The 26677-nt window shown below is 71.0% G+C and carries 24 protein-coding genes and 1 tRNA gene; 4 read left to right on the forward strand and 21 right to left on the reverse strand.

The window, feature by feature from the left end:
* The 19 genes from ASC64_RS13520 to argS form a co-directional block, all read right to left on the reverse strand.
* Positions 1 to 927: a F0F1 ATP synthase subunit gamma gene (locus ASC64_RS13520; RefSeq protein WP_056908067.1), complete on the reverse strand. Its 927-nt coding sequence runs from the start codon at positions 925 to 927 to the stop codon at positions 1 to 3.
* Positions 928 to 931: 4 nt separating this feature from the next.
* Positions 932 to 2575 (reverse strand): F0F1 ATP synthase subunit alpha, encoded by a 1644-nt coding sequence (gene atpA / locus ASC64_RS13525; RefSeq protein WP_056908068.1) that lies wholly within the window; start codon positions 2573 to 2575, stop codon positions 932 to 934.
* A gap of 71 nt (positions 2576 to 2646) precedes the next feature.
* Complete coding sequence (locus ASC64_RS13530) at positions 2647 to 3441, reverse strand: F0F1 ATP synthase subunit delta (protein ID WP_056908069.1); 795 nt, start codon at positions 3439 to 3441, stop codon at positions 2647 to 2649.
* Positions 3441 to 4022 (reverse strand): F0F1 ATP synthase subunit B, encoded by a 582-nt coding sequence (locus tag ASC64_RS13535; RefSeq protein WP_056908070.1) that lies wholly within the window; start codon positions 4020 to 4022, stop codon positions 3441 to 3443. The genes ASC64_RS13530 and ASC64_RS13535 overlap by 1 nt, the downstream gene beginning before the upstream one ends.
* 34 nt (positions 4023 to 4056) lie before the next feature.
* Entirely contained in the window at positions 4057 to 4260 is a 204-nt protein-coding gene (gene atpE, locus ASC64_RS13540) for an ATP synthase F0 subunit C (RefSeq protein ID WP_056908071.1), read from the reverse strand.
* 71 nt (positions 4261 to 4331) lie between these two features.
* Complete coding sequence (atpB, locus tag ASC64_RS13545; protein WP_082550474.1) at positions 4332 to 5129, reverse strand: F0F1 ATP synthase subunit A; 798 nt, start codon at positions 5127 to 5129, stop codon at positions 4332 to 4334.
* Between the two features lie 12 nt (positions 5130 to 5141).
* The gene (locus ASC64_RS13550) at positions 5142 to 5366 is read right to left on the reverse strand and encodes an AtpZ/AtpI family protein (protein ID WP_156385193.1); all 225 of its coding nucleotides are present in this window, start codon (positions 5364 to 5366) and stop codon (positions 5142 to 5144) included.
* A 29-nt stretch (positions 5367 to 5395) separates the two neighbouring features.
* Positions 5396 to 5887, reverse strand: a complete 492-nt coding sequence (locus ASC64_RS13555) for a hypothetical protein (protein ID WP_056908073.1) — start codon at positions 5885 to 5887, stop codon at positions 5396 to 5398.
* Positions 5888 to 5962: 75 nt separating this feature from the next.
* Complete coding sequence (locus tag ASC64_RS13560) at positions 5963 to 7189, reverse strand: MraY family glycosyltransferase (protein WP_082550475.1); 1227 nt, start codon at positions 7187 to 7189, stop codon at positions 5963 to 5965.
* Positions 7190 to 7194: 5 nt separating this feature from the next.
* Positions 7195 to 7860: an L-threonylcarbamoyladenylate synthase gene (locus ASC64_RS13565; protein ID WP_056908074.1), complete on the reverse strand. Its 666-nt coding sequence runs from the start codon at positions 7858 to 7860 to the stop codon at positions 7195 to 7197.
* Complete coding sequence (gene prmC, locus ASC64_RS13570; RefSeq protein ID WP_235563748.1) at positions 7857 to 8687, reverse strand: peptide chain release factor N(5)-glutamine methyltransferase; 831 nt, start codon at positions 8685 to 8687, stop codon at positions 7857 to 7859. Before prmC ends, ASC64_RS13565 begins: the two co-directional genes overlap by 4 nt.
* A gap of 12 nt (positions 8688 to 8699) precedes the next feature.
* Positions 8700 to 9773 (reverse strand): peptide chain release factor 1, encoded by a 1074-nt coding sequence (gene prfA / locus ASC64_RS13575; protein ID WP_056908076.1) that lies wholly within the window; start codon positions 9771 to 9773, stop codon positions 8700 to 8702.
* Positions 9774 to 9860: 87 nt separating this feature from the next.
* Entirely contained in the window at positions 9861 to 10082 is a 222-nt protein-coding gene (rpmE, locus tag ASC64_RS13580; RefSeq protein WP_056908077.1) for a 50S ribosomal protein L31, read from the reverse strand.
* Between the two features lie 142 nt (positions 10083 to 10224).
* Positions 10225 to 12144, reverse strand: coding sequence for a transcription termination factor Rho (rho, locus tag ASC64_RS13585; RefSeq protein WP_082550476.1), 1920 nt, complete (start codon positions 12142 to 12144; stop codon positions 10225 to 10227).
* Positions 12145 to 12345: 201 nt separating this feature from the next.
* A complete protein-coding gene (gene thrB / locus ASC64_RS13590; protein WP_056908078.1) occupies positions 12346 to 13242 on the reverse strand; it encodes a homoserine kinase in 897 nt (298 codons plus the stop codon).
* 2 nt (positions 13243 to 13244) lie between these two features.
* Positions 13245 to 14333, reverse strand: coding sequence for a threonine synthase (gene thrC, locus ASC64_RS13595; RefSeq protein ID WP_056908079.1), 1089 nt, complete (start codon positions 14331 to 14333; stop codon positions 13245 to 13247).
* Complete coding sequence (locus ASC64_RS13600) at positions 14330 to 15631, reverse strand: homoserine dehydrogenase (protein ID WP_056908080.1); 1302 nt, start codon at positions 15629 to 15631, stop codon at positions 14330 to 14332. Before ASC64_RS13600 ends, thrC begins: the two co-directional genes overlap by 4 nt.
* Positions 15624 to 17033 carry a diaminopimelate decarboxylase gene (gene lysA, locus ASC64_RS13605; protein ID WP_056908081.1) on the reverse strand — a complete coding sequence of 470 codons (1410 nt, stop codon included), beginning with the start codon at positions 17031 to 17033 and terminating at the stop codon, positions 15624 to 15626. The genes ASC64_RS13600 and lysA overlap by 8 nt, the downstream gene beginning before the upstream one ends.
* Before the next feature lie 6 nt (positions 17034 to 17039).
* The gene (gene argS / locus ASC64_RS13610; protein ID WP_056908082.1) at positions 17040 to 18695 is read right to left on the reverse strand and encodes an arginine--tRNA ligase; all 1656 of its coding nucleotides are present in this window, start codon (positions 18693 to 18695) and stop codon (positions 17040 to 17042) included.
* An 86-nt stretch (positions 18696 to 18781) separates the two neighbouring features.
* Between argS and ASC64_RS13615 the strand changes: the two genes are divergently transcribed.
* From ASC64_RS13615 to ASC64_RS13625, 3 genes are all read left to right on the forward strand, one after another.
* Complete coding sequence (locus ASC64_RS13615) at positions 18782 to 19279, forward strand: thioesterase family protein (protein WP_056908083.1); 498 nt, start codon at positions 18782 to 18784, stop codon at positions 19277 to 19279.
* Between the two features lie 79 nt (positions 19280 to 19358).
* Positions 19359 to 19434: transfer RNA gene (locus ASC64_RS13620), tRNA-Arg, on the forward strand.
* A 150-nt stretch (positions 19435 to 19584) separates the two neighbouring features.
* Entirely contained in the window at positions 19585 to 20994 is a 1410-nt protein-coding gene (locus tag ASC64_RS13625; RefSeq protein ID WP_056908084.1) for a choice-of-anchor P family protein, read from the forward strand.
* A gap of 117 nt (positions 20995 to 21111) precedes the next feature.
* Here the strand turns inward: ASC64_RS13625 and ASC64_RS13630 are convergent, their stop codons facing one another.
* Together ASC64_RS13630 and ASC64_RS13635 are read right to left on the reverse strand one after the other, a co-directional pair.
* Complete coding sequence (locus ASC64_RS13630) at positions 21112 to 22035, reverse strand: LCP family protein (RefSeq protein ID WP_056908085.1); 924 nt, start codon at positions 22033 to 22035, stop codon at positions 21112 to 21114.
* Positions 22032 to 22649, reverse strand: coding sequence for a hypothetical protein (locus ASC64_RS13635; protein WP_056908086.1), 618 nt, complete (start codon positions 22647 to 22649; stop codon positions 22032 to 22034). Before ASC64_RS13635 ends, ASC64_RS13630 begins: the two co-directional genes overlap by 4 nt.
* A gap of 222 nt (positions 22650 to 22871) precedes the next feature.
* Here ASC64_RS13635 and ASC64_RS13640 point away from each other — a divergent pair, with 222 nt between their 5' ends.
* On the forward strand, positions 22872 to 26669 hold the full coding sequence (locus ASC64_RS13640) for a multifunctional oxoglutarate decarboxylase/oxoglutarate dehydrogenase thiamine pyrophosphate-binding subunit/dihydrolipoyllysine-residue succinyltransferase subunit (RefSeq protein ID WP_082550477.1): 3798 nt from the start codon (positions 22872 to 22874) through the stop codon (positions 26667 to 26669).
* Positions 26670 to 26677 lie beyond the last annotated feature (8 nt).

Raw genomic sequence — 26677 nt, forward strand, 5'->3', positions numbered from 1 at the left:
TCACTCACTCCCGGCTTGGGCGTCGGCAAGGGCGTTGACGCCACCGACGATCTCGCTGATCTCTTGGGTAATGCCGGCCTGGCGGGCCTGGTTGGCGATGCGCTTGTACTTCTTGATGAGCTCGTCGGCGTTGTCCGTGGCGGACTTCATCGCCTTCTGGCGAGCGGCCAGCTCGGAGGCGGCCGCCTGCAGCAGGGCGAAGAAGATCCGGCTCTGGACGTAGCGCGGGAGCAGGGAGTCGAGCACCTCCGAGGGGGACGGCTCGAACTCGTAGAGCGGCAGCACGTCGGCCTTGGCGGGGGCCTCAGTGCCCTCGACGACCTCCAGCGGCAGGAGTCGTACGGCGGTCGGCTCCTGGCTGAGCATCGAGCGGAACCGCGTGTAGACCACGTGGACCTCATCGACCGCCCGCACGTCGGACTCGCTGTCCTCCACGTCGGCGAGGAACGCCGCGATCAGCGTCGCGCCGATCTCGGCCGCGACGTCGTAGGTCGGCTGGTCGGAGAAGCCGGTCCACGCCTGGACGACCGCGCGCTGGCGGAACTTGAAGTAGGCCTCGCCCTTGCGTCCGGAGACGTAGAGGTCGACCTCCTTGCCCTCGCCCTTGAGCTTCTCGATGAGCCGCTCGGCCTCCTTGAGCACGCTCGAGGAGTAGGCGCCGGCGAGACCACGGTCGGAGGTGACGATGAGGATCGCCGCCTTCTTCGGGTTCTCCGGCTCGAGGGTGAGGGCGTGGTCGACGTTGGAGAACGTCGCCACGGCCGACACCGCTCGGGTCAGCTCACGGGCGTAGGGAGCCGCGGCCTGGGCCCGCTGCTGCGCCTTGATGATCCGGGACGCGGCGATGAGCTCCATGGCACGCGTGATCTTCTTCATCGACTCCGTCGACTTGATCCGCGCGCGGTACTCGCGTACCGAGAGAGCCATGGCGTCAGCCCCGCTTCTGCTTGACGATCTGCTCCTGCTCGACGTCCTCGTCCTCGAGAGCGACGTGCTCTTCCTTGCCGGCCTTGATGTTCTGGCCGTCGGAAGTCTCGAACTGGTCGAGGAAGGAGTCGTAGGCCGACGCGAGCTGGTCCTCGGTCGAGTCCTCGAACTTCAGGCTCTCGCGGATGCCGGCGAGGATGCCCTCGTGGCTGCGACGCAGGTAGTCGAGGAACTCGTTCTCGAAGCGCAGCACGTCGTCGGTCGGCACGTTGTCGAGCCGGCCCGAGGTGCCCGTCCACAGCGAGACCGTCATCTCCTCGACCGGGTACGGCGAGTACTGCGGCTGCTTGAGCAGCGCCATCAGGCGCTGGCCACGGTCGAGCTGCTGGCGCGAGGCCGCGTCGAGGTCGGAGGCGAACATCGCGAAGGCCTCCATGGCGCGGAACTGCGCCAGGTCGACCTTGAGCGATCCGGTGACGGCCTTCATGGCCTTCGTCATCGCTGAGCCACCCACGCGCGAGACCGAGACACCCACGTCGATCGCCGGGCGCTGGTTGGCCGCGAACAGGTCGGACTGCAGGAAGATCTGGCCGTCGGTGATCGAGATGACGTTGGTCGGGATGAACGCCGAGACGTCGTTGGCCTTGGTCTCGATGATCGGCAGGCCCGTCATCGAGCCCTTGCCCATCTCGTCGGAGAGCTTCGCGCAGCGCTCGAGGAGCCGGCTGTGCAGGTAGAACACGTCGCCGGGGTAGGCCTCGCGGCCCGGCGGGCGACGCAGCAGCAGCGACACGGCGCGGTAGGCCTCGGCCTGCTTGGTCAGGTCGTCGAACACGATCAGGACGTGCTTGCCCTCGTACATCCAGTGCTGGCCAATGGCCGAGCCGGTGTAGGGGGCGAGGTACTTGAAGCCGGCGGAGTCGGACGCGGGCGAGGCCACGATGGTCGTGTACTCGAGCGCGCCGGCCTCCTCGAGGGCGCCACGCACGGCGGCGATGGTCGAGCCCTTCTGGCCGATCGCGACGTAGATGCAGCGCACCTGCTTGTCCGGGTCGCCGGACTCCCAATTCTGCTTCTGGTTGATGATCGTGTCGATGGCGATCGTCGTCTTGCCCGTCGAGCGGTCACCGATGATGAGCTGGCGCTGGCCGCGGCCGATGGGCGTCAGGGCGTCGATGGCCTTGATGCCGGTCGCGAGGGGCTCGTGCACCGACTTGCGCACCATCACGCCCGGAGCCTGGAGCTCCAGCGCGCGGCGGCCCTCGAGCGGGGTGATCTCGCCGAGACCGTCGATCGCGGTGCCGAGCGGGTCGACCACGCGGCCGAGGTAGCCGTCACCGACGGGGACCGAGAGGATCTCGCCCGTGCGGCGCACGACCTGGCCCTCCTCGATCTTGTCGAAGTCACCCAGGACGACGACACCGATCTCGCGGGTGTCGAGGTTCAGGGCGATGCCCAGCGTGCCGTCCTCGAACTCGAGCAGCTCGTTGGCCATGACCGAGGGCAGTCCGCTCACGCGGGCGATGCCGTCAGCGGCCTCCGCGACGGTGCCGACCTCTTCCGTGGTCGCCGACTCGGGCTTGTAGTCCGACACGAAGCGCTGAAGCGCGTCCCGGATCTCGTCCGGACGGATGGACAGCTCCGTCATTTCACTCACCTGTTTCTCTGGGTCTGCTCGAAAGTTCTTGCTGGGTCTGGGGTGTCGCTGCGTGGTGCTGGTCAGCCGGCGAGCTTGCGCCCGGCGTCGTCGAGGCGGCTCGCGACCGTCCCGTCGATGACGTCGTCACCGATGTCGACCCGGATGCCGCCGATGACCTCGGGGTCGACGACGACGTTGAGGTGGACCGTGCGGCCGTAGGTGCGCGAGAGCACGGCCTGCAGGCGCTCGCGGTCGGTCTCGGCCAGGGGCCGGGCGACGCGCACCGTGGCGACCCGCTGCTCGCGGACCTCCGCGGCCACCTTCTGGTACTCGGTCAGCGCCGCACCCACGGTGCGGTGGCTGCCCGAGAGGGACTGCTGGACCAGCGAGACGGTCGCCGGCAGCGTCTTGTCGGACAGCAGGTCGCTCACGAGGGCGACCTTGTCGGCCCGGCTGCGTGCCGGGTCGGAGAGCGCGTCGCGGAGCTCCGGGCTGCCCTGCACGAGCTGGTTGACCGCGAACAGCTCGTCCTCGAGCCTGTCGGCCTGGTCGGCAGCTGACCGGACGACGGCGACCACGCCCAGCTGCTCGAGGGCGTCGGCGAGGTCCCGCGCCGAGGTCCAGCGGTGGGCCACGGCAGTGGTGACCACCTCGAGGGCCTCGCCGGACACCTTGCCGGACAGCACCTCGCGGAGCAGGCCGGCCTTGGCCTCGCCGAGGACGGAGACGTCAGTGGCGATCCGGCGCAGGCCCGGCTCGGCGCGGAACAGGTCCGCCGTACCGAACAGGTCCTGGCCCACCTGGCGCAGGTCACCCGTGCCGGGCAGCACACCGGCTGCCGCGGCGTAGGCGTCTGCGGACGCACCTCGCATCATCAGTTGACGCTCCCCGACGTGGTGCCGTTGCTGGCCTCCAGGTCGGCGAGGAAGCGCTCGACCACGCGGCTCTGGCGAGCCTCGTCCTCGAGGCTCTCGCCCACGATGCGCCCGGCGAGACCGGTCGCGAGCGCGCCGACCTCGGCGCGGAGGGAGGTGACCGCCTGCTGGCGCTCGGCCTCGATCTGCGTCTTGCCGTGCTCGACGATGCGGCTGGACTCGGCCTGGGCCGACTCGCGCATCTCCGCCACGATCTGGGCACCCTGCTCGCGCGCCTCCTCACGGATGCGCGCCGCCTCGTGCCGCGCGTCGGCGAGCTGCTTCTCCAGCTCGGCGAGCCTGGCGTCGGCCTCGGCCTGCTTGGACTCGGCCGCGGCGATGCCGCCCTCGATCGCCTGCGTGCGCTCGGCGAAGGTCTGCTCGAAGCGCGGAGCCACGAACTTCCAGATGAGGAACAGCAGCAGGCCGAAGACGACCAGCGACAGGGCGGCCTCGACGGGCACGAAGCCGAGCGGGTTCTCCGGGGCGTGGCCGCCCTCGGTGGGCTCGGATCCTTCCGCGAGGAAGATCAGATTCTGCATGGCAGTCCTTCGTCAGTCGTGCAAGCGGGTCGTGTCAGAGGACGAACGCGAGCGCGATACCGATGATGGCGAGCGCCTCGGCGAGGGCGAAGCCCAGGATGGCGATCGACTGGAGGCGGCTCTGGGCCTCGGGCTGACGGGCGACGCCGGAGATGTACGCCGCGAAGATCAGGCCGATACCGACACCCGGGCCGATGGCCGCAAGTCCGTAGCCGATCATGTTGAGGTTGCCGTCCACGGCAGTTTCCTTTCGGTTGGTGCTACTTCAGGTAGGGGTGGTGCAGATCGAGGGGGCGCTGAGCGCGGGGCTCAGTGCTCGTCGGCGAGGGCGCCGGAGATGTACATCGCGTTGAGCAGGGTGAAGACGTAGGCCTGCAGGAACTGCACCAGGAGCTCGAGGAACGAGATCGCGATGGCGAGGACCCAGGCGAGCGGGCCGGCGACGTAGCCGATGCCGCCGTACTCCAGCAGGAACAGGCCACCGGTGGAGAACAGGATGAGCAGGAGGTGGCCGGCGAACATGTTGGCGAACAGACGCAGCGCCAGCGTGACCGGGCGGACCAGGATGTTGGAGAAGAACTCGAGCGGCACCAGGAGGGGGTACATCACCGGGCTCACGCCGCTCGGGACGCTCTGCAGCTTGAGGTAGCCGAGGAGCCCGTGCTTCTTGATGCCCACGCCGTTGTAGATGAGCCAGCTCAGCGCGGCCAGCGCGTAGGCCATCGAGGCACGCGAGAAGGTCGGGAACTGGATGCCCGGGATCGAGGCGAAGGCGTTGTTGATGAGGATGAAGAAGAAGAGCGTCACCAGGTAGGGGACGAACTTGATGAAGTCGTGGCTGCCGATGATGTCGCGGCCGATCGAGTTGCGGACCATGCCGTAGGCGCTCTCGCCGGCGAACTGCAGGCGGCCCGGCACGAGGGTGGCGCGGCGGAACGCGGCGTAGAAGAAGACGAAGACGACGAGCGCGCCGAGGACCAGCTGGACCATGGGCTTGGTGACGGCGGTGTCACCGATGTGGAACAGCGCCTGCTTGGAGAAGTCGAAGCTGTTGGGCCCCGGAGCGACGAATTCGCCTCCGGACGCAGCCATCGTGGTGCCGAACATCGAGTCAGTCTCCTACTGGCTTGCCTTGTTGAACCGTGCGTATGTCATGTAGATCCCGAAGCCGGCACCGACGAGGATGCCGATCGCCACGAGGAAGTCCGTGCCGAGCCACCGGTCGAGCGCCCAGCCAGCGAGACCGTAGACGCCCACACCCGAGACGATGTAGCCGAAGGCGTGCCAGGGGTCGCCCTTGGGGGTGTCGTCGGGTCCGGCCGTCGGGGGAAGCTGTCGAGCCATCGCGGTCCGCACACTAGCAGCGGATTCGGTCATCGCTCACCCCCGGGGTGGTCCACCAACGCGTCGCTGGGAGAGGTCTCGGGAGAGGTCTCGGAGGGCAGGTCGTAGACCGGGATCCGCTGGCGCGTGGCCGCCACCAGCTGGCCGGTCACCCAGAGCAGCGTCACTGCGATCACGGCGGCGGCGAACCAGCCCCGCGAGAGGTCCGCGTCGCTCACGCCGGCACGCTCGATGGCGGCGATGCAGAGCGCCAGCACGAGGAGCTGCAGGGCGTACGTCATGAGCGCGACGAGCAGCGAGGCGGACGGCATCAGCCGCGCCACGACCGTCACCACGGCGGTCCCGGCTGCAAACACGGCGAGCGTCAGCACTCCCCCGCCGGCGGCGCCGACCACGGCGGCGCGGTCGTCGACCAGCGCGGCGGCCCCGACGAGCACGAGGACCGCGGCGGCACCTGCAGCCAGCGCACCGAGGAGCGGGGGGAACCCGGTCCGGGTGTCCTGCGTCGACTCGGTCGTCATGGCGGCGGCCTGTCCGTTGTGGGGCGGTCTCTGACTGCTCGTGAAAACTATCACAAAGTCCCGGACCCCCTCCAATCAGGGTCCGGGCAGGTGCTCCTCGGGCTCGTGCTGCGGGTCTGACGATGCCTCATCCACGTCCCCCGCGCGACCCTCGACCACGGCGTTCTGCGGCAGGCCGGTGTCGCCGAGACCGGTCTTGGACGGGCGGTGCAGCTTGGGGAGCACGAAGGTCATCGCCACGGCGAGCGCCAGCATCGAGCCGAGGCCGATCCACACCAGCGGGTCGTCGTAGAGGCTGACGAGCACCGCACCCGTGGCGAGCGTGAACGCCCAGGTCCACATGATCAGGACGGCCCGGCGCTGGGAGTGCCCGATCTCGAGGAGCCGGTGGTGCAGGTGCTGCTTGTCCGCGCTCATCGGCGAGCGACCCGCGCGCGTGCGACGCACCACCGCGAGCACCATGTCGACCATCGGCACCATCAGCAACGAGATCGGCAGCAGGACCGGCAGGACCGTCACGAAGACGGCGTTGCCCTCGCTGCTCACGTCGGCGGCGGGGAACTGGCCGGACATGGTCAGCACGCTCCCCGACAGCACCAGGCCGATGAGCATCGAGCCGGAGTCGCCCATGAAGAGGCGGGCCGGGTGGAAGTTGTGCGGCAGGAAGCCGGCACAGGCGCCGGCCAGCGCCGCGCTCAGCAGGGCACCAGTGGTGGCGAGGTTGAGGTTGTTGGTGGCCGTCAACGTGTAGCAGTACAGGAAGAACGCGGCGGCGCCGATGCCGACCACGCCCGCCGCCAGGCCGTCGAGCCCGTCCACGAAGTTCACCGCGTTCATCGTGCCGATCACCAGCAGCAGGGTCAGCAGTGCGGCCTGGGAGCTGTCGAGCGAGAACAGCTCCCCCTGGGTGTTGGGGAACCACCAGAACCGCACGCCCTGGGTGACGAGGAACCCGGCGACCAGGACCTGTCCGCCGAGCTTGGTGAGCGCATCGAGGTCGAAGATGTCGTCGAGGACGCCGAGGGCGCAGATCATCGCCCCCGCCACCACGACGTTGCGCGCGTCGTCGAAGACGAAGTAGTCGCTCCTGGACAGGAAGGGCAGGTGGGTCGCCACCAGGTACGCCGCGGCCAGCCCGCCGAGCATGGCGAGCCCGCCCAGGTAGGGGATCGGCTCCGCGTGCACGTCGCGGTCGCGGACCGCGGCGACGGCGCCGGTGCGCAGCGCGATCTCCCGGGCGATGACGGTGAGCAGGTAGGTCACCGACAGGGCGACCAGGAAGACGAGGAGGTACTCCCGCACGCGGCCTAGCCCTCGTCCGTCAGCACGACGCCGTGCTCCTCGATCGCGGCGTTGAGCACGTCGAGGGACAGGGCGCCGAGCCGCAGCACGCGGCCCTCGGGGACCGTGACGTCGATGATCGTGGACGCCTCCCCACCGGGCGACGTGCCGGCGTCGACGATGACGGCCACGGCGTCGCCGAGCATCTCCTCGGCCTGGTCGGCATCGGTCGCGGCGGGGCGTCCGGTCAGGTTGGCCGAGCTGACGGCGAGCGGGCCGGTGCGCTCGAGGACCGCGAGCGCGACCTCGTCGTCGGGCATCCGCACCGCGACGGTGCCCCGGGTCTCCCCCAGGTCCCACATCAGCGAGGCCTGCTGGCGGCAGACGAGGGTCAGCGGGCCGGGCCAGAACTGCTCCACGAGGGTGCGTGCCCACGTGGGCACGCCCTCGGCCAGCGCGTCGAGGGTGGTGGCCGCCGAGACGAGCACGGGCGGCGGCATGTCACGGCCGCGTCCCTTCGCCTCGAGCAGTCCCTTGACGGCGTCGTGGGAGAACGCGTCGGCGGCGATGCCGTAGACGGTGTCCGTCGGGATCACCACCAGCTGTCCACGTCGTACGGCGGCAGCCGCGGCGCTCACCGCCGCCTCCCGCTCCTCCTCGGTCGAGGTCGCAAGCCTGTCCACGGCGCTCATCGTGCCAGTCGCGCGGTCAGATAGCGGGGTCGACCCGCGAGGTCGCGGTGGTCGGCCACGTCGAGCCAGCGCCCGGTCGAGGCGAAGACCCCCGGGGCGGACTCGCCCTGGACGTCCGCGTGCTCGGCACCGACCACTCCCCCGGGCCGCAGCAGCAGGGCAGCGCGCTGCTCGAGGACGCGGATGGCGTCGAGCCCGTCCTGGCCGGAGAACAGGGCGAGGTGCGGGTCGTGGTCGCGGGCCTCCGCGGCGACCGACTCCCAAGCCTCGAGCGGGATGTAGGGCGGGTTGCACACCACGACGTCGACGGTGCCGCAGAGGTCGTCGAACGCGGTGGCCAGGTCTCCGTGGCGCAGGTCCACACCGGTGCCGCTGAGGTTGCGCTCGGCCCAGGCCAGGGCTCCCTCGTCGAGCTCGACCGCGTGGACCTCGGCGTCGGGGACCTCGTCGGCGACCGCCCTGGCGATGGCGCCCGAGCCGGTGCAGAGGTCGACCACCACCGCGGGACGACCGAGGGCGCCTGCACGCTCGATCGCCCAGCCGGCGAGCAGCTCGGTCTCCGGACGGGGCACGAAGACACCGGGACCGACGGCCAGCTCGACATGGCGGAACGCCGCGCTGCCGGTCAGGTGCTGCAGCGGCTCGCGGACCGCACGGCGCGCCAGGAGGGCGTCGTACTGCTCCTGCGCCTCCCCGTCGAGGTCGTCGACGAGCGGGAGGCGGCCGAGCGGCACGCCCAGGACGTGGGCCAGCAGCAGGTCGGCGTCGCGCTCCGGGGAGGCGACGCCCGCCTCCCGCAGCCGGGCCGCAGCGTCGCGTCGAGCCACACGCGCGCGCACTCAGCCCTCCAGCGCGGCCAGCCGGGCGGCCATGTCGGTCTCGACGCACGAGTCGAGCACCGGCTGGAGGTCGCCGTCGAGCACCTGGTCGAGGTTGTAGGACTTGTAGCCGGTGCGGTGGTCGGAGATCCGGTTCTCCGGGAAGTTGTAGGTGCGGATCCGCTCGGAGCGGTCGACGGTGCGCACCTGCGAGCGGCGCGCCTCGCTGGCCTCGGCGTCGGCCGCGTCCTGGGCGACCTGCAGCAGCCGGGCGCGGAGGATCCGCATCGCCGACTCCTTGTTCTGCAGCTGGCTCTTCTCGTTCTGGCAGCTCGCCACGATGCCGGTCGGCAGGTGCGTGATCCGCACGGCCGAGTCGGTCGTGTTGACGCTCTGGCCGCCGGGGCCGCTGGAGCGGAAGACGTCGATGCGGAGGTCGTTGTCGTCGATCGTGACGTCGACCTGCTCGGCCTCGGGCATCACGAGGACGCCCGCGGCGGAGGTGTGGACGCGGCCCTGCGACTCGGTGACCGGGACGCGTTGCACCCGGTGCACACCGCCCTCGAACTTCAGCAGCGCGTACGGCGCCTGGCCGGGCTCGACGGTCCCCTTCGCCTTCACCGCGGCGGTCACCGACTTGTAGCCCCCGAGGTCGGACTCGGTGGCGTCGAGCACCTCCACGCTCCAGCCGCGGCCCTCGGCGTAGCGGGAGTACATCCGCAGCAGGTCGCCGGCGAACAGCGCCGACTCCTCGCCGCCCTCGCCCGACTTGATCTCCAGCAGGGCGTCCTTGCCGTCGGTCGGGTCGCGCGGCACGAGGAGGCGGCGCAGCCGCTCCCCCGCCACCTCGCGGCGCACCGCGAGCTCCTCGGCCTCCTGGGCGAACGCGGGGTCGTCGGCGCCGAGCTCGCGCGCGGCCTCGATGTCGTCGCCGAGCTGCTGCCAGTCCTGCCACGTGGTGACGACCGCGGTGAGCTCGGCGTAGCGCTGGTTGAGCTGCTTGGCCAGGCGCTGGTCGGCATGGGTCTCGGGCAGGGCAAGGCGCTGCTCGAGCTCGGCGTGCTCCTCGCGCATCCCCTCGACGGCCTCGAACATCGCTCCTCCTCCTGATCCCCCGGTGCCCGGACAGACGACAAGGCGCCGGCCACCCGCGAAGTGCGGGCGACCGGCGCCTGACGTGGACTACTTGGACTCAGCAGCCTTCTTGGCGTAGCGGGCCTCGAAGCGGGCGACGCGGCCGCCGGTGTCGAGGATCTTCTGCTTGCCGGTGTAGAACGGGTGGCACTGCGAGCAGACATCGGCGTGGATCGAGCCGGAGGTCGCGGTGCTACGGGTGGTGAACGACGCGCCACAGGTGCAGGTGACCTGGGTCTCGACGTAGTCGGGGTGGGTGTCCTTCTTCATGGTCTTCCTCTCGATTGCTCCGGGTCGTCCCGCGCGGATGCAAGGACGTGAACCGGAACCGACGCACAAGTGTGCCACCGGTCTGAACAACGGCGCCAATCCGTGTGTTCCCCGCGGGGAGCACCCGGTCGGCGGGTGGTCCTCAGCGCCTGCCGATGACCTTCACGACGGCCTGCTGGGAGTCCGCGGCCGCGAGCTGCTTGCGCAGGTCGCCGACGACCGCGCCCTCGGCCGGCGCCAGCAGCTTCTCCTCGTGGCGGGTGCCCGAGGCTGCGACGTCCACGGCCGGGACGATCCCCTTGGCCGCCCGCTCAGCACTGAGCACCAGCTCCGAGTTGGCCGTGCCCGCCAGCTCCTCCAGGAAGAACTCGTCGGTCGCCGACCCGGTGCCCACCGTCACGGTGGCCAGGATGGTCAGCGAGCCGCCGTCCTCGATGGTGCGCGCGGCGCCGAAGAACTCCTTGGTCGGGTGGACCGCGGAGGCGTCGACGACCCCGCCCAGCACCCGTCCGTTGGCCGGGGCCGCGAGGTTGTAGGCGCGGCCGAGCCGGGTCAGGGAGTCGAGCAGCACGACCACGTCGTGGCCGAGCTCGACGAGCCGCTTCGCGCGCTCGATCGCGAGCTCGGCGACCAGGGTGTGGTCGGCCGGCTGGCGGTCGAACGTCGAGGCGACGACCTCGCCCTTCACCGCGCGCTGGAAGTCGGTGACCTCCTCGGGCCGGGTGTCGACGAGCACCACCATCACGTGGCACTCGGGGTTGTTGGCCGTGACCGACTGGGCCACCGACTGCAGGAGCGTCGTCGCTCCGGTGCGCGGCGGGGTGAGCACGAGACCGCGCTGGCCCTTGCCGACCGGAGCCGCGATGTCGATCACCCGACCGATGAGGTTCGCGTCGTCCGTCGTGAGACGCAGCCGCTGGTGCGGGTGCACCGGGACGGCGTCGGCGAAGTGCGGGCGCTCCTTGGCGCCGTCGGCCTCGGTGCCGTTGACGCTGTCGATGCGCACCATCGGGTTGAACTTCTCCCGCCGCTCGCCCTCACGCGGCTGGCGTACCTGCCCGACGACGGCATCACCGCGGCGCAGGTGGTACTTCCGCACCATCGACAGGGAGAGGTAGACGTCCTCGGGACCCGGCAGGTAGCCCGAGGTCCGCACGAAGGCGCAGTTGTCGAGGACGTCGAGGATGCCCGCTGCGGGGACCAGGACGTCGTCCTCGAGGATCGTGGTGTCGGGCTCGTTGCGCCCGCCGGAGCGCACGACCGTGCGCTCGCGGTCCCGGCCACGGCGGCGGCGGTTGCGGCGGCTGCCGCCCTCGCCGTCCTCGTCGTCGTCGGGGTGCTGCGCCTGGTTCTGCTGGCCCTGGTTCTGCTGGCCCTGGTTCTGCTGGTTCTGCTGACCCTGGTTCTGGTTCTGCTTGCCCTGGTTGGCCTGCTTCTGCTGGCCCTGCTTCTGCTCGTTCCGGTCCGACTTCTGCTCGGACTTCTGCTCGGACTTCTGCTCGGGCTTCTGCTGGTCGTCCTTCTGGGACTCGTCCTTCTGCTCAGCGCGCTGCTCGGCCTTGCGCTCGTTGCGCTGGCCCTGCTGCTGGCGGTCCTGCCGTGCCGACCGGCCCTGGTCGGCCTGCTCGCCCTGGTCGGACTGGTCGCCCTGGTCGGACTTGTCGCCCCGGTCGCTCTGCTCGGACTGCTCGCGCGGGTCGGACTGTGTGCCCGGGTCGGACTGCTCGGCACGTTCGGCCTGGCGCTGCTTGCGGGTGCGGGTGCGTACGGTCGTCTGCGGGGCAGGCTGCTCGGCAGGAGCCGTCTCGGTCCCGCCCGTGGCGGCTGCTGCGGGCCGGTCACCGGCAGCCGGCGCCTGGTCCGGCGTCGAGGTGGGCGCCGGAGCGCCACCGCCGGACTGGGCCGCCTTGATGGCGTCGACGAGCTGGGCCTTCTTCATCGAGCCGGCGCCGGCGATGCCCAGGCCGCCGGCCATCGACTTGAGGTCGGCCAGCAGCATCGAGCTGAGGCCGGCGGACTTCGAGGCAGCCTTGCGGGGCGCCTTCGAGGGGGTCTCGGTCACGTGAGTCCTTCACACGTTGCGTCGCCTGCGGTGACCGTCGAGCGGCCCGCGAGGCGGATGGGTGTCGCCCGGCGCTCAGCCGTCCTGGAGTTCCAGTGGGCAATCCAGAGGGAGATCCAGGGGCCGGACGGGCGGGTGCGCCGAACGGCGCGCCGTCAGGTTAGCAGGGGCCCGTGGGCAGGTGGCGCAGCGCGGCCGATCTCACGCCAGGACGGCGCCGGCCGGCTCGACCGTCAGGTCGTGGCACGCCCAGCCGTCGGGGCAGCGCGCCCTCAGGCTCGAGGTGTCGGCCGCGCCGAAGGCCAGCACCGTCGGGCCGGCGCCGGACACCACGGCAGGTACGCCGTCGGCGCGGAGGCGGCGCACGAGCGCGAGGGTCTCGGGCATCGCGGGCTCGCGCTGGTCCTGGTGGAGCCAGTCGCGCGTCGCGGCCAGCAGGTGCTCCGGCTGACCGGCGAGGGCGGCGACGAGGAGCGCGGCCCGACCCGAGTTCGCGGCCGCATCGGCGTGCGGCACGCTCTGCGGCAGCAGGCCGCGGGCGACCGAGGTCTCGACCCCGACCGGCGGGACGAAGGCGACCGCGGTGATCCGCGGGTCGACCCCGACGCGCACGGCGTACCAGTGCTCGTCCTCGCGGCCGGAGATCACGAAGCCGCCGTAGAACGCGGGGGCGACGTTGTCGGGGTGGCCCTCGAGGTCGGCAGCGAGGTCGAACAGCGCCTCGTCGGAGGCGAGCAGCTGCCCGCCTGCCACCAGGCCGCGGGCGAGCACCACGCCGGCGACGATCGCAGCCGACGACGACCCCAGCCCGCGGGCGTGCGGGATCACGTTGCGGCACGAGAGCCGCAGCCCCGGCGGCTGGGCACCCATCAGCTCGAAGGCGGCACGCATCGCACGCACGACCAGGTGCGACTCGTCACGGGGCACCCCGTCGGCGCCGGCACCCTCGACCTCGACGACGAGGCCGTCGGGCAGCACCTCGGCCTCGAGCTCGTCGCGCAGCGACAGCGCCAGGCCGAGCGAGTCGAAGCCGGGCCCCAGGTTGGCCGAGGTCGCCGGGACCGTGACCCGCACCGGGCCGTCGACGAACGTCGCCATGCTCAGTCGAGCCCGGCGGCAACGGCCGCCGCGGCGACGTCGGCGTCGACGACCGTGTCGACGATGTCGCCGCACGACTCCAACGCCGTGGCGGTGTCCTTGAGGCCGTGGCCGGTCACCGTGATCGCCACGGTCGAGCCGGCGAACGACTCACCGCCCGCGACCGCGGCCAGCAGGCCGGCGACACCCGCCGCCGAGGCCGGCTCCACGAACACGCCGTCGTGACGGGCCAGCTCGAGCTGGGCGGCGAGGATCTGCGCGTCCGACAGCGCGGCGAAGCCGCCCTCGGACTCCTTCGCGGCCTGCTCGGCGAGGTGCCAGGAGGCCGGGTTGCCGACCCGGATCGCGGTGGCCTTGGTCTCCGGGTGCGGGAACGGCTCCCCCGTCACCAGCGGCGCCGCACCCTCGGCCTGGAAGCCGCGCATCCGGGGACGCCTCGTGGCGCGGCCGAGCTCGGCGTACTGCTGGTAGCCGAGCCAGTACGCCGAGATGTTGCCGGCGTTGCCCACCGGCAGCAGGTGGACGTCGGGCGCGTCGCCCAGGAAGTCGACGATCTCGAACGACGCCGTCTTCTGGCCCTGGAGGCGCACCGGGTTCACCGAGTTCACCAGCTCCACCGGGTAGTCCTTGGACAGCCCGATGGCCATCGCCAGGCAGTCGTCGAAGTTGCCGCGGACCATGATCACCTGGGCGCCGTGCACGACCGCCTGGGCGAGCTTGCCGGCCGCGATCTTGCCCTCGGGGATCAGCACGAGCGGCTTGAGCCCGGCCTTGGCGGCGTAGGCGGCCATCGACGCGGACGTGTTGCCGGTCGAGGCGCAGACCACGGCCTGTGCGCCGAGGTGCTTCGCGTGCGAGATGGCCGCGGTCATGCCGCGGTCCTTGAAGGACCCGGTCGGGTTGTCGCCCTCGACCTTGAGCCACACCTCGGCACCGGTCACGCCGGAGAGCCACTCCGAGTGGACGAGCGGCGTGCCGCCCTCGCGCAGCGTGACGGCGGCCATGCCCTCGGGCAGGTCGAGCAGGTCGCGGTACTCCTCGATGACGCCACGCCACTGGTGGGTCCCGCCGGGAACGGTCCTGGTGGTCATTCGTCGCCTCCCTCAACCCGCATCACCGAGGTGACCTCGCGGACGATGTCCATGTCGCGCAGCTGCTGCACGGTCGCGGCGAGCGCCGCGTCGGGGGCGGCGTGCGAGACGACGACGAGCTGCGCGTCGGCCCCGCGGCCCTCCTGGCGCACGGTCTGGATGGAGACGTCGTGGTCGGCGAACGCGTTGGCCACCGCGGCGAGCACGCCCGCCCGGTCGTCGACGTCGATGGCGACGTGGTAGCGGGTGCGGGTCTCCCCCATCGGCTGCACGCCCCGGTCGGCGTAGGCCGACTCCCCCGCACCACGCGTCTCCGCGAGCCGGTTGCGGGCGACCGTCACCAGGTCGCCGAGCACGGCGCTGGCCGTGGGCGCGCCGCCCGCGCCGGGCCCGTAGAACATCAGCTGGCCGGCGGCCTCGGACTCCACGAACACCGCGTTGTAGGCCTCGCGGACGCTGGCCAGCGGGTGCGAGCGCGGGATCATCGCCGGGTGCACGCGGGCGGCGACCTGGTCGCCGCGCAGCTCGCAGATCGCGAGCAGCTTGACCACCGAGCCCATGTCACGGGCGCTGGCCACGTCGGCCGCGGTCACCTCGGAGATGCCCTCGCGGTAGACGTCGGAGGCGGTCACCCGCGAGTGGAAGGCCAGGCTGGCGAGGATCGCGGCCTTGGCCGCCGCGTCGAAGCCCTCGACGTCCGCGGTCGGGTCGGCCTCGGCGTAGCCGAGCTCCTGGGCCTCCTCCAGCGCCTCGGAGAACCCGGCCCCGGAGGTGTCCATCTTGTCGAGGATGAAGTTGGTCGTGCCGTTGACGATGCCGAGCACCCGGGTGACCTTGTCACCGGCCAGCGACTCGCGCAGCGGCCGCAGGATCGGGATCGCACCGGCCACGGCCGCCTCGTAGTAGAGGTCGCGCTCGGCCTTGGCGGCCGCCTCGAAGAGTGTTGGGCCGTCCTCGGCGAGCAGTGCCTTGTTGGCGGTGACGACGCTCGCGCCGTTGTCGAGCGCGGAGAGGATCAGCGAGCGCGCGGGCTCGATGCCGCCGATGACCTCGACGACCAGGTCGACGTCGTCGCGGGCGACCAGCCCGGCTGCGTCGGTGGTGAGCAGTCCCTCGGCCACGTCGACTTCGCGGGGGGCGTCGAGGCGGCGTACGGCGACGCCCACCAGCTCGACGGGTGCACCCACCCGGGCGGCCAGGTCGTCGTGCTGCTCGGTCAGCAGTCGCACCACCTGCGAGCCGACTGCTCCGCAGCCCAGCACGGCCACCTTCAAGGTGCGCTTGTCACCGTCACTCATCGAACACACCCACATCGGTCGCCAACAGGTCGGCCTCAGTCTCTCGTCGCAGCACGGTGAAAGTCTTCCCGTCCCGAACTCCGATCACCGGAGGACGCAGGGCGTGGTTGTAGTTGGACGCCATGGATCTGCAGTAGGCACCCGTGCCGGGCACCGCGACGAGGTCGCCGGGGCGTACGTCGCCGGGCAGGAACTCGTCCTTGACCACGATGTCTCCGGCCTCGCAGTGCTTGCCGACCACGCGCGCCAGGCCCGGCGTGGCGGCGGACGCGCGGGACGCGAGGGTGGCGGAGTAGTCGGCGTCGTAGAGGGCCGTGCGGATGTTGTCGCTCATCCCGCCGTCGACCGACACGTAGGAGCGGCGGGCGCCGCCGTCGAGGGCGACCTCCTTGACGGTGCCCACCTCGTAGACCGTGCACATGGCCGGACCGACGATCGCGCGGCCGGGCTCGATCGAGAGCCGCGGCACGGCGATGCCGAGGGCGCGGCACTCGTGCTCGACGATCTTCGTCATCTCCGTCGCGAGCTGCGAGGGGTCGGACGGGTCGTCCTGCGTGGTGTAGGCGATGCCGAAGCCACCGCCGAGGTCCATCTCGGGCATCTCGACGCCGACCTCCTCGGTCACCGTGGCGTGCAGCGCCAGCACCCGGCGGGCGGCGACCTCGAAGCCGGAGGTGTCGAAGATCTGGCTGCCGATGTGGGAGTGCAGGCCCAGGAGGCGCAGGCCGGGGGCCTCGTGCACGCGGCGTACGGCGTCGAGGGCGTCGCCGCTGGCGATCGAGAAGCCGAACTTCTGGTCCTCGTGCGCCGTCGCGATGTACTCGTGGGTGTGCGCCTCCACCCCGGCGGTGACGCGGACCATCACGCCGATCGTGCGGCCCAGGGCCGCCGTCACGCCCGCCAGCCGCTCGATCTCGTGGAAGGAGTCGACGATGACGCGGCCCACCCCCAGCTCGACGGCGCGCTCGAGCTCGCCGAGCGTCTTGTTGTTGCCGTGGAAGCCGACGCGCTCCATCGGGAAGCCCGCGCGCTCGGCGACGGTGAGCTCACCGCCCGAGCACACGTCGAGCGAGAGGCCCTCCTCGGCCAGCCACCGGGCGACCGTGGTGCAGAGGAAGGCCTTGCCGGCGTAGAAGACGTCGTAGTCGGCGAAGGCGTCGCGGAAGGCGCGGGCCCGGGTGCGGAAGTCGTCCTCGTCGAGGACGTAGGCCGGCGACCCGTGCTCGCGGACCAGCTCGGGCAACGGCACTCCCCCGACGGCCAGCACGCCGTCCGACTTGACCGCGGTGCGGGACCAGAGGTGCTCGACGAGCGCGTTGGTGTCGGCGGGCTCACGCAGCCAGTGGGGTCCCCGCAGCGCGCCGTCCGCGTGCGCCCAGCCGGACGGGTGCGCAGTCGGCACGCCCGATCACATCCTCTCGGGAGCCGAGACGCCGAGCAGGTCGAGGCCGTTGGCGAGGACCACCCGCGTGGCGTCGACGAGGACCAACCGCGCCCGGTGGAGGTCGCCGGTCTCCTCGTCACCGCGGGGCAGCACCCGGCAGCTGTCGTAGAAGCGGTGGTAGGTGCCGGCGAGCTCTTCGAGGTAGCGCGCGACGCGGTGCGGCTCGCGCAGCTCCGCAGCGGCCTTGACCACGCGCGGGAACTCCGCGAGGGCACGCAGGAGCTCGCCCTCCTTCTCGTGGGTGAGCAGCGCGGGGTGCGACTGCGCCTCGACCCCGAGGTCGGCAGCGTTCCGCATCAGGCTCGACACCCGGGCGTGGGCGTACTGCACGGTGAAGACGGGGTTGTCGTTGGTGGCCCGCGACCAGAGGTCGAGGTCGATGTCGATGGGGCTGTCGCTGTGGTAGCGGGCGAGCGCGTAGCGGCTGGCGCCCACGCCGATCGCCTCGACGAGGTCGTCGATGGTCACCACCGTGCCGGCGCGCTTGGACATCCGCACCGGCTCGCCGTCCTTGAGCAGGTTGACCATCTGGCCGATGAGGATCTCGAGGTTCTTGCCGGGCTCGTCGCCGAAGGCGCTGCACATGGCGTTCATCCGGCCGACGTAGCCGTGGTGGTCGGCGCCCAGCATGATGAAGCAGCGGTCGAAGCCCCGCTCTCGCTTGTCGAGGTAGTAGCCGAGGTCGCCGGAGATGTAGGCCGGGGTGCCGTTGGACCGGATGATCACGCGGTCCTTGTCGTCGCCGTACTTCTCGGTGCGAAGCCACAGCGCGCCGTCGGCCTCGTAGGTGTTGCCCATCTCGGTCAGGCGCTCGATGGCGCGCTCGACGGCGCCGGAGTCGTGCAGCGACTTCTCGTGGAAGTAGACGTCGAAGTCGACCCCGAAGTCGTGCAGCGACTTCTTGATCTCCTCGAACATCATGTCGACGCCTACCTCGCGGAACACCTCCTGGGCTTGCGCGTCGTCGAGCTCCTTGACGTCGGGGCGCCGCTCGACGACTGCGGTGGCAATGTCGTGGATGTACTGGCCGCCGTAGCCATCCTCGGGGGCGGACTCGCCCTTGGCGCTGGCCAGCAGCGAGGAGCTGAACCGGTCGATCTGGGCGCCGTGGTCGTTGAAGTAGTACTCGCGGGTCACGTCGGCGCCCGTCTTGGTGAAGATCCGGCCCAGCGCGTCGCCCACGGCCGCCCACCGCACGCCACCGAGGTGGAGGGGCCCGGTCGGGTTGGCGGAGACGAACTCGAGGTTGATCTTCTCCCCCGCGAACGCGTCGGAGGAGCCGTACGACTCCCCTGCCGCGACGATGTCGGCCGCCACCTGTCCCTGGGCGCCGGCCTCGACCGTCACGTTGAGGAAGCCCGGACCGGCGACCTCGACCTCGGCGACACCGTCGGAGGCGCGCAGCCGCTCGGCGACGAGCTCGGCGAAGGCCCGCGGGTTGGTGGATGCCTTCTTCGCGAGCTGCATCGCGACGTTGGTGGCGTAGTCGCCGTGACCCTTCTGCCGGGGTCGCTCCACCGTGACCTCCGTCGGCACGCCGTCAGGGAGGGTCACCGTGCCGTCGGCCACGAGGGCCGCCAGCACGTCGACGATGGTCGCGGAGAGCTGCTCGGGGTTCACCCGCCAAGCCTATCGGCGGGGCGCCGACCGCCTCGAACCGGTTTCACGCCGTGGTTGCCGAGGCGGCCTGCCCTAAGGTCCTGCCTGTGACGACGCACCCCACCTACGACCAGCTGATCGAGCTCCCTGCCTATGCGGAGCAGCCCGTGCCCATGCCCTTCGAGGACATCAACGGCCACCTCAACGTCCGCCACTACATCGGCATCGCCAGCGAGGGGCTCGACGAGTCCCTGGTCGAGGTGGGCATCCCGCAGATGTGGCCGCTGACCGACGGGCACGCCTGCTTCGCCGCGGAGCACCACGTGACCTACCTGAGCGAGCTGCGCACCGGCGACACGATGTCCGCGCGGGTCCGGCTGCTCGGTCGCTCGGAGCGGGCTGCGCACGCCCTCGTCTACCTCCTCGACGAGACCAAGAGGACCGTGGCCTGCGTGGTCGAGGAGATCTTCCTGCACGTCGACCTCTCCACCCGCCTGACCGCGCCGTGGCCCGAGGACGTGGCCGCACAGCTCGACGCCCGGGTCGCCGAGCACGAGGCGCTCCCCTTCCCCGCCACGACGTCCGGCTCGCTCGCCCTGCGCTGAGGTCGGGCGGTTGCACGACCTCGTCGTGCGACCGGTAGTCTTCACCGCGCACCGTTCCCGGTCACCCGGGACGGCGCACGCCTCCGTAGCTCAGGGGATAGAGCACTGGTTTCCGGTACCAGGTGCCGCAGGTTCGAATCCTGCCGGAGGCGCCAGCAGCGGCGGCACCCACCAGGGTGCCGCCGCTCGTGTCTTCCCTGCCGTGACCTGACCGCGCCACCGTCGTTGAGCGCTCGAGGGAGCACGTGCCGGTCTGAGGGGATCGGCCCCTGGTCGGCTCCCCACGGACCTCGGGAGGGGAACCCATGCCACGCACCACCAGGCGCCGCTCGGCGGCAGCCACGAGCGTCGTCCTCGCAGCAGGACTGGCTCTCGCCGCCACGCTCGCCGCACCGGCGCAGGCGGCCGGCACCACGCTGTCCCGCGCGGACGACCAGCTCACCGACTTCGGCTACCGCGGCGACGTCTACGGCGTGAAGCTGGTGACGGACAGCGTCGAGGCGCTCAACCTCAAGGACGCGCACGCCCAGCAGCTGTGCACCCGCGCCGCCGGCAAGGTCGTCGAGCAGCAGTCCGCGGTGTCCGTGCCCGACAACCCGCTCATCCACGTCTCGGCGAGCACGAGCCGCACCGAGACCTACACCGACGGCAGCACCCACGGCGTTCGCGGCACCAGCACGATCGACGACATCAGCATCGGCGGCACCGTCGGACCGCTGACCACCCCCAAGCTCGTCATCAAGGGCCTGCAGACCACGGCCGACGCGTTCAACACCCCGCGCGGCTACGGCCACGCCGAGAGCTTCACCTTCGCCAGCATCTCCCTCGAGCTGCTCGACAACACCGTGGTCCAGAGCCTGCCGCCCGAGCTGCAGCAGCTGCTGGCACCGCTCGACCAGGTCACCGACACGGTGTTCACCGGCACCCAGCAGGCCGCCCAGCAGGTGTTCCAGGTGCTGAGCGACGTCACCAAGCCGATCCAGATCCCCGGCCTCGGCAGCATCGCGCTGGGCTACAAGAACGGCCGCGCGAACAGCAACAACGCGCAGTCCCAGGCGTCGGCGCTGCGGATCGAGGTCACCGCGGGTGACCGCCGCCAGCTCGTCGAGCTCGGCACCGCCCGCGTGCGGATGGGTGGCCCGGCCCCGGTCGGCGTCTTCCGCTCCGGTGGCACCGCGATGGACTACCAGGCGCTCGAAGGTGCCCTGAAGTTCGGCAACGTCGAGCACAAGGCCCTCCCCTGCCAGGGATCGCGCGGACGCACGCAGACCTACAAGGTCCCCCACGCCAGCCAGCTCGTGCCGGTGCCGGTGACCCTCGACGGCGTCGTCTACCAGGTCCACGGCGACCAGTTCCGCAAGAAGTCGGTCGCCAAGGGCTGGTCGCGCACCGCCATCGACTCCTTCTCGGTGCCCACCGCCCAGCTCGTCGTCTCCGACGTGTCGTCCCGAGCCGCCATGCGGCAGAAGACCGGCCAGCGGGTCCGTTCCACGGTCTCGACGTCGGTCGGCTCCATCACGGTCGCGGGCCAGCCCATCCAGGTCCCCGAGCCGGGAGGCGTGGTCGAGCTGCCCAACGGGATCGGCGAGATCCAGCGCCAGCTCGTGGACACCGGCTACCGCGGCTCGCAGGTGATCGCGCTGCGGATCACGCTCTACTCCGAGGCCGTGGTCATCGACCTGGCCCGCACGGCGGGGCGCATCTACCCGCACTGAGGCTCGTCCTGAGTACTCTCACGATCAGCGACGCCGAGTCGGCCATGGGGTTCGACTCGGCGTCGCGTCGTCTCCGGGTGCCGACGGGCATCCCGGGCAGGCGGGTCCCGTCAGGCCTCAGCAGCGACGCAGCGCGGCGTCGGAGCGGGCGTCGCGGCCCAGCCGCCGCGCCTGCGCCACGTCGGGGAAGACCACGCTGGCGGCGCCGACGAAGCCCACGCGCCCTCGCACGACGCAGGTGGTGATCCGGCGCGGGTCGACCTGGGCCACGGCCTGGGCCAGCTCGTAGAGCTCGCCGGGGTCGGCGTTGGTCGCCATGTGCTCCATCACGGTCATCACGCCACGCTCGATGAAGCCCGGCCGGTCGGCCTGCGCGCGGATCCGGGCGTGGATGCCGCGCAACGTCCGCTGCTGGTTGGCCGAGCGGTCGAAGTCGCCGCCGACGAGGCCCTTGCGGATGCGGGAGAAGGCCATGGCGTCGTAGCCGCCGAGGTGGATGCGGCCCTTCCGGAACCCCTCCTTCTTCAGGTAGGGGTCGTAGAAGCGGCGGGGGTTGGTGACCGTGATGCCACCGATGTCGTCGACCATGTCCTCGAAGAACGGGAAGCGCGTGACCATCACGTAGTCGGGCTCGATGCCGACGAGGTTGCGCATCGCGCCCGCCATGCCGCGCGGGCCGCTGAAGTAGAGCGCCGAGTTGATCTTCTCCCGGCCGTGACCCGGGATGCTCACCCACGAGTCACGGGGCACGCCGATGGCGGTGGCCGAGCCGGTGCGCGTGTTGATGCCCACCATCTGGAGCGCGTCGCCGCGCGAACGCGTCATGTCCTCGCCGGGGCGCGCGTCGGAGCCGACCGCCAGGATCCACACCACGTCGTCACCCACCGAGACGCCCTGGGCGTGCCGGATCTTGACCAGGCTCATCTCGGTCGGCTGAACGGCGCCCTGGGGCACCACCAGCGCGGTGACGGCGAGCACCGCGGCGAGCGCGGCGGCGCGCACGCCCCGGACCACGCGGGCCCTCGTCACGAACCCGGTCATCGGCGCGCTCCCTTCGAGACGTCGTAGCCGAAGATGCGCCACGCACCTCGCTTGCGGACCAGGAACAACCGGCCGCGCACGACGGTGGTGCCGGTCTTGTCGCCGGCGGTGTCGAAGCGCAGCACCACGTGGGCGGTCACCGACCGCGCCTGCTTGCCCGTCGCCAGGATGTCGAGCGAGACCGAACGGTGCCTGGCCTCGACCGAGTCGATGCGCCGGCCACCGGTCTGGTTGGTCAGGAGCGCCTTGTCGGAGCGCGCGCGCGCCTCGGCGCCCTTGGTGAACCCCGGGAACGCGGAGGGGAAGCTGCTGCGCGGGTAGGTGCCGCCGAGGTAGGCGGCGTCCCACCAGCGGTCCACGACCTCGCCCACCTGGCGGCGTACGACCTTGCGCCTCGCGTCGGGCAGCCGCCCGAAGACGCGGTGGATCGTGGTCCTGGTCTGCACCGGGTGCGAGGCGAGCGTCGCCCGGTCGTCGCCCCGGCTGAGCCGCTCGGGGGCGGCCTCGGGGTCCGAGCCCGACGAGCAGGCGGTGGCGGACAGCGGGAGGACCAGGACGAGCACGAGGGCAGCGAGGCGGGCCCACGGCGTGCGGCCCGGTGAGGGGCGTGGCATGACGACTCCAGGCGGGGGTGAGACAGCAGGTGGGACGGGTCGGGACCGGGGTGCCGACGGCTTCCCGATCGGCCGGTGGACCGGTCGCCTGACCGGTTACCGGGAGGTACGGATGGGGTGTGGTCGACACCATGCCTCAAAGGACGGGCCCGCCCCTGCATTTGGGAGCGTGTGCGACTAGCCTTGACGGCGACTTGGTGAAATTGGCCAAACCCTCGCGCGATGAGATCTGGAAGAGGCGAAACAAGCGTGGCGCAGTCCCCGAACGGGCAGTCCGGCAATCACTCGGTTGCACCGTCATCTGACCTGGGAGCCAACGAGTGGCTCGTGGAGGAGATGAAGGAGCAGTACGACAAGGATCCCGGGAGCGTGGGGCCTGAGTGGGTGGCGTACTTCGGCAACGGCACCGCTCCTGCGGCCGCGGCTCCCGCCAAGGCTGCTCCCGCCAAGGCGCCGGCGGCCGCACCCGCCAAGGCTCCCGCCGCCACGGCCGCCCCCGCTGCGAAGGCGAGCGGGACGCCGGCCTCGAAGGCCCCCGCCACGTCGACCCCGCGCCCCGCGGCGCAGGCCGACGAGCCCGCCAAGGGCACCAGCACCCCGGTCGCCAAGGACCCCACGCCGGCCGCGCCGACCAAGGCCAGCGACGAGCCGACCTACACCGTGCTGCGCGGCGCCCCGGCCCGCACCGCGGCCAACATGGACGCCTCGCTGAGCGTCCCGACCGCCACCTCGGTCCGCTCGGTCCCGGTCAAGCTGCTGTGGGACAACCGCACCGTCATCAACAACCACCTCGCCCGCGCCCGCGGCGGCAAGGTGTCCTTCACCCACATCATCGGCTACGCGCTGGTGAAGGCGCTGAAGTCGATGCCGGAGATGAACGTCGGCTACGAGGTCGTCGACGGCAAGCCCAACCTGGTCACCCCGGCCCACATCAACCTCGGCCTGGCGATCGACATGCAGAAGCCCGACGGCTCGCGCCAGCTGCTCGTCCCCAACATCAAGGGCGCCGAGACGATGGACTTCGCCGCGTTCTGGACCGCCTACGAGGAGATGGTCCGCAAGGCGCGCGACGGCAAGCTGGCGGTGACCGACTTCCAGGGCACCACGATGTCCCTGACCAACCCCGGCGGCATCGGCACCGTGCACTCGGTGCCCCGACTGATGTCCGGCCAGGGCGCGATCATCGGCGTCGGCGCCATGGAGTACCCGCCGGAGTGGCAGGGCGCCTCCGACGAGGCGATCAACCGCAACGCCATCAGCAAGTCGATGACGCTGACGTCCACCTACGACCACCGGGTCATCCAGGGCGCGCAGTCGGGTGAGTTCCTCAAGCGCGTGCACGGCCTGCTGATCGGCGAGAACGAGTTCTACGACGAGATCTTCCGCTCGCTGCGCATCCCCTACGAGCCGATCCGCTGGGCGCGCGACGTCGTGGCCTCCCACGACGACGACATCGTCAAGCAGGCCCGCATCCTCGAGCTGATCCACGCCTACCGGGTCCGCGGCCACCTGATGGCCGACACCGACCCGCTGGAGTACCGCCAGCGCAGCCACCCCGACCTCGAGATCGAGTCGCACGGCCTGACGCTGTGGGACCTCGACCGTGAGTTCGCGACCGGGTCGTTCGGTGGCGAGGGCCGGCGCTTCATGAAGCTGCGCAACATCCTGGGCATCCTGCGCGACTCCTACTGCCGCACCACCGGCATCGAGTACATGCACATCATGGATCCCGAGCAGCGCAAGTGGATCCAGGAGCGCGTCGAGCAGCCGCACGTGAAGCCGCCCCGCGAGGAGCAGCTGCGGATCCTGCTGAAGCTCAACCAGGCCGAGGCCTTCGAGACGTTCCTGCAGACCAAGTTCGTCGGCCAGAAGCGCTTCAGCCTCGAGGGCGGCGAGACGACCATCCCGCTCGTGGACGAGATCTGCGAGGCCGCCGCCGAGCAGGGCCTCGACGAGGTCACCATCGGCATGGCGCACCGCGGACGGCTCAACATGCTGGCCAACATCGTCGGCAAGAAGTACAGCCAGATCTTCCGTGAGTTCGAGGGCAACATCGACCCGCGCACGGTCCAGGGCTCCGGCGACGTGAAGTACCACCTCGGCGCCGAGGGCGAGTTCGTGGCCGGCTCCGGCGACAAGATCAAGGTCTCCGTCGCTGCGAACCCCTCGCACCTCGAGGCGGTGAACCCGGTCCTCGAGGGCATCGCCCGCGCCAAGCAGGACATCCTCGACCAGGGCGAGAAGTTCCCGGTCCTGCCGCTGCTCGTCCACGGCGACGCGGCGTTCGCCGGTCAGGGCGTGGTCGCCGAGACGCTCAACCTCTCGCAGCTGCGCGGCTACCGCACCGGCGGCACCGTGCACGTGGTGATCAACAACCAGGTCGGCTTCACCACCTCCCCCGGCTCGTCGCGCTCCTCGCTCTACGCCACCGACGTGGCGCGCATGGTGCAGGCGCCGATCTTCCACGTCAACGGCGACGACCCCGAGGCGTGCATCCGCGTCGCCCGGCTCGCGTTCGACTACCGCCAGGCGTTCAACAAGGACGTCGTCATCGACCTCGTCTGCTACCGCCGCCGCGGGCACAACGAGGGCGACGACCCGTCGTACACGCAGCCGCTGATGTACGACCTGATCGAGCAGAAGCGCTCGGTGCGCAAGCTCTACACCGAGTCGCTGATCGGTCGTGGCGACATCACCATCGAGGAGGCCGAGCAGGTCCTCAAGGACTACCAGCAGCAGCTGGAGCGGGTCTTCACCGAGGTGCGCGAGGCCAGCTCGGAGGCGCCCATCGAGTGGACCACCGTCCCGGACTACCCCGACAAGCCCGCCGGCGAGTTCTCGACCGCGGTCTCCCAGGAGGTCCTCAAGCGGATCGCCGACAGCTATGTCACGCCGCCGGACGGCTTCACCGTCCACCCCAAGGTGATGCCGCAGCTGCAGCGCCGCTCGGCCGCGATCACCGACGGCCCCATCGACTGGGGCACCGGCGAGATCCTCGCCTTCGGCTCGTTGCTGATGGACGGCCGCCCGGTGCGCCTGGCCGGCCAGGACTCGCGTCGCGGCACGTTCGTGCAGCGCTTCGCCACCATCATCGACCGGACCAACGCCGACGAGTGGACCCCGCTGACGAACCTCACCGAGGACCAGGCGAAGTTCCACGTCTACGACTCGCTGCTGTCCGAGTACGCCGCCCTCGGCTTCGAGTACGGCTACTCCGTCGCCCGGCCCGAGGCGCTCGTGCTGTGGGAGGCGCAGTTCGGTGACTTCGTCAACGGCGCCCAGACGGTGATCGACGAGTTCATCTCCGCCGGCCAGACCAAGTGGCGCCAGCAGTCCGGCGTCGTCCTGCTCCTCCCCCACGGCTACGAGGGCCAGGGCCCCGACCACAGCTCGGCCCGCATCGAGCGGTTCCTGACGATGTGCGCCGAGGACGCGATGGTCGTGGCACAGCCCTCGACCCCGGCGTCGTACTTCCACCTGCTGCGCCGCCACTCGCTCGGCGAGGAGCACCGTCCGCTGATCGTCTTCACCCCGAAGTCGATGCTCAAGCGCAAGGAGGCGGCCTCCCAGCCGGCCGACTTCGTGGGCGACACGACGTTCCGTGCCTTCATCGGCGACGACGCCGCGGACCCCGCACAGGTCGAGACGCTGATCATGTGCTCGGGCCGCGTCACGTGGGACCTCATGGTCGAGCGGACCAAGCGCGAGGACGGGGCGAAGTTCGCGATCGGCCGCGTCGAGCGCCTCTACCCGAACCCGATCGAGGAGATCCGGGCCGAGGTCGCCAAGTACCCCAACCTCAAGGCGATCCGCTGGGTGCAGGACGAGCCCCGCAACATGGGCCCGTGGCCGCACTACCAGCTCAACGTGTGGCCGGAGCTCGACCTCGAGGTCGAGCCGGTCACCCGCCCGTCGTCGGCGTCGCCGTCGGTCGGCACCGTCAAGCGCCACACCGAGGAGCAGCGGACGCTCCTCGACGCAGCGTTCGAGTCGCCGCGCAGCGGCGGCCACGACTACTGAGCCGAGGG

It is taken from the genome of Nocardioides sp. Root122, from assembly GCF_001425025.1.
Lineage (GTDB): Bacteria > Actinomycetota > Actinomycetes > Propionibacteriales > Nocardioidaceae > Nocardioides.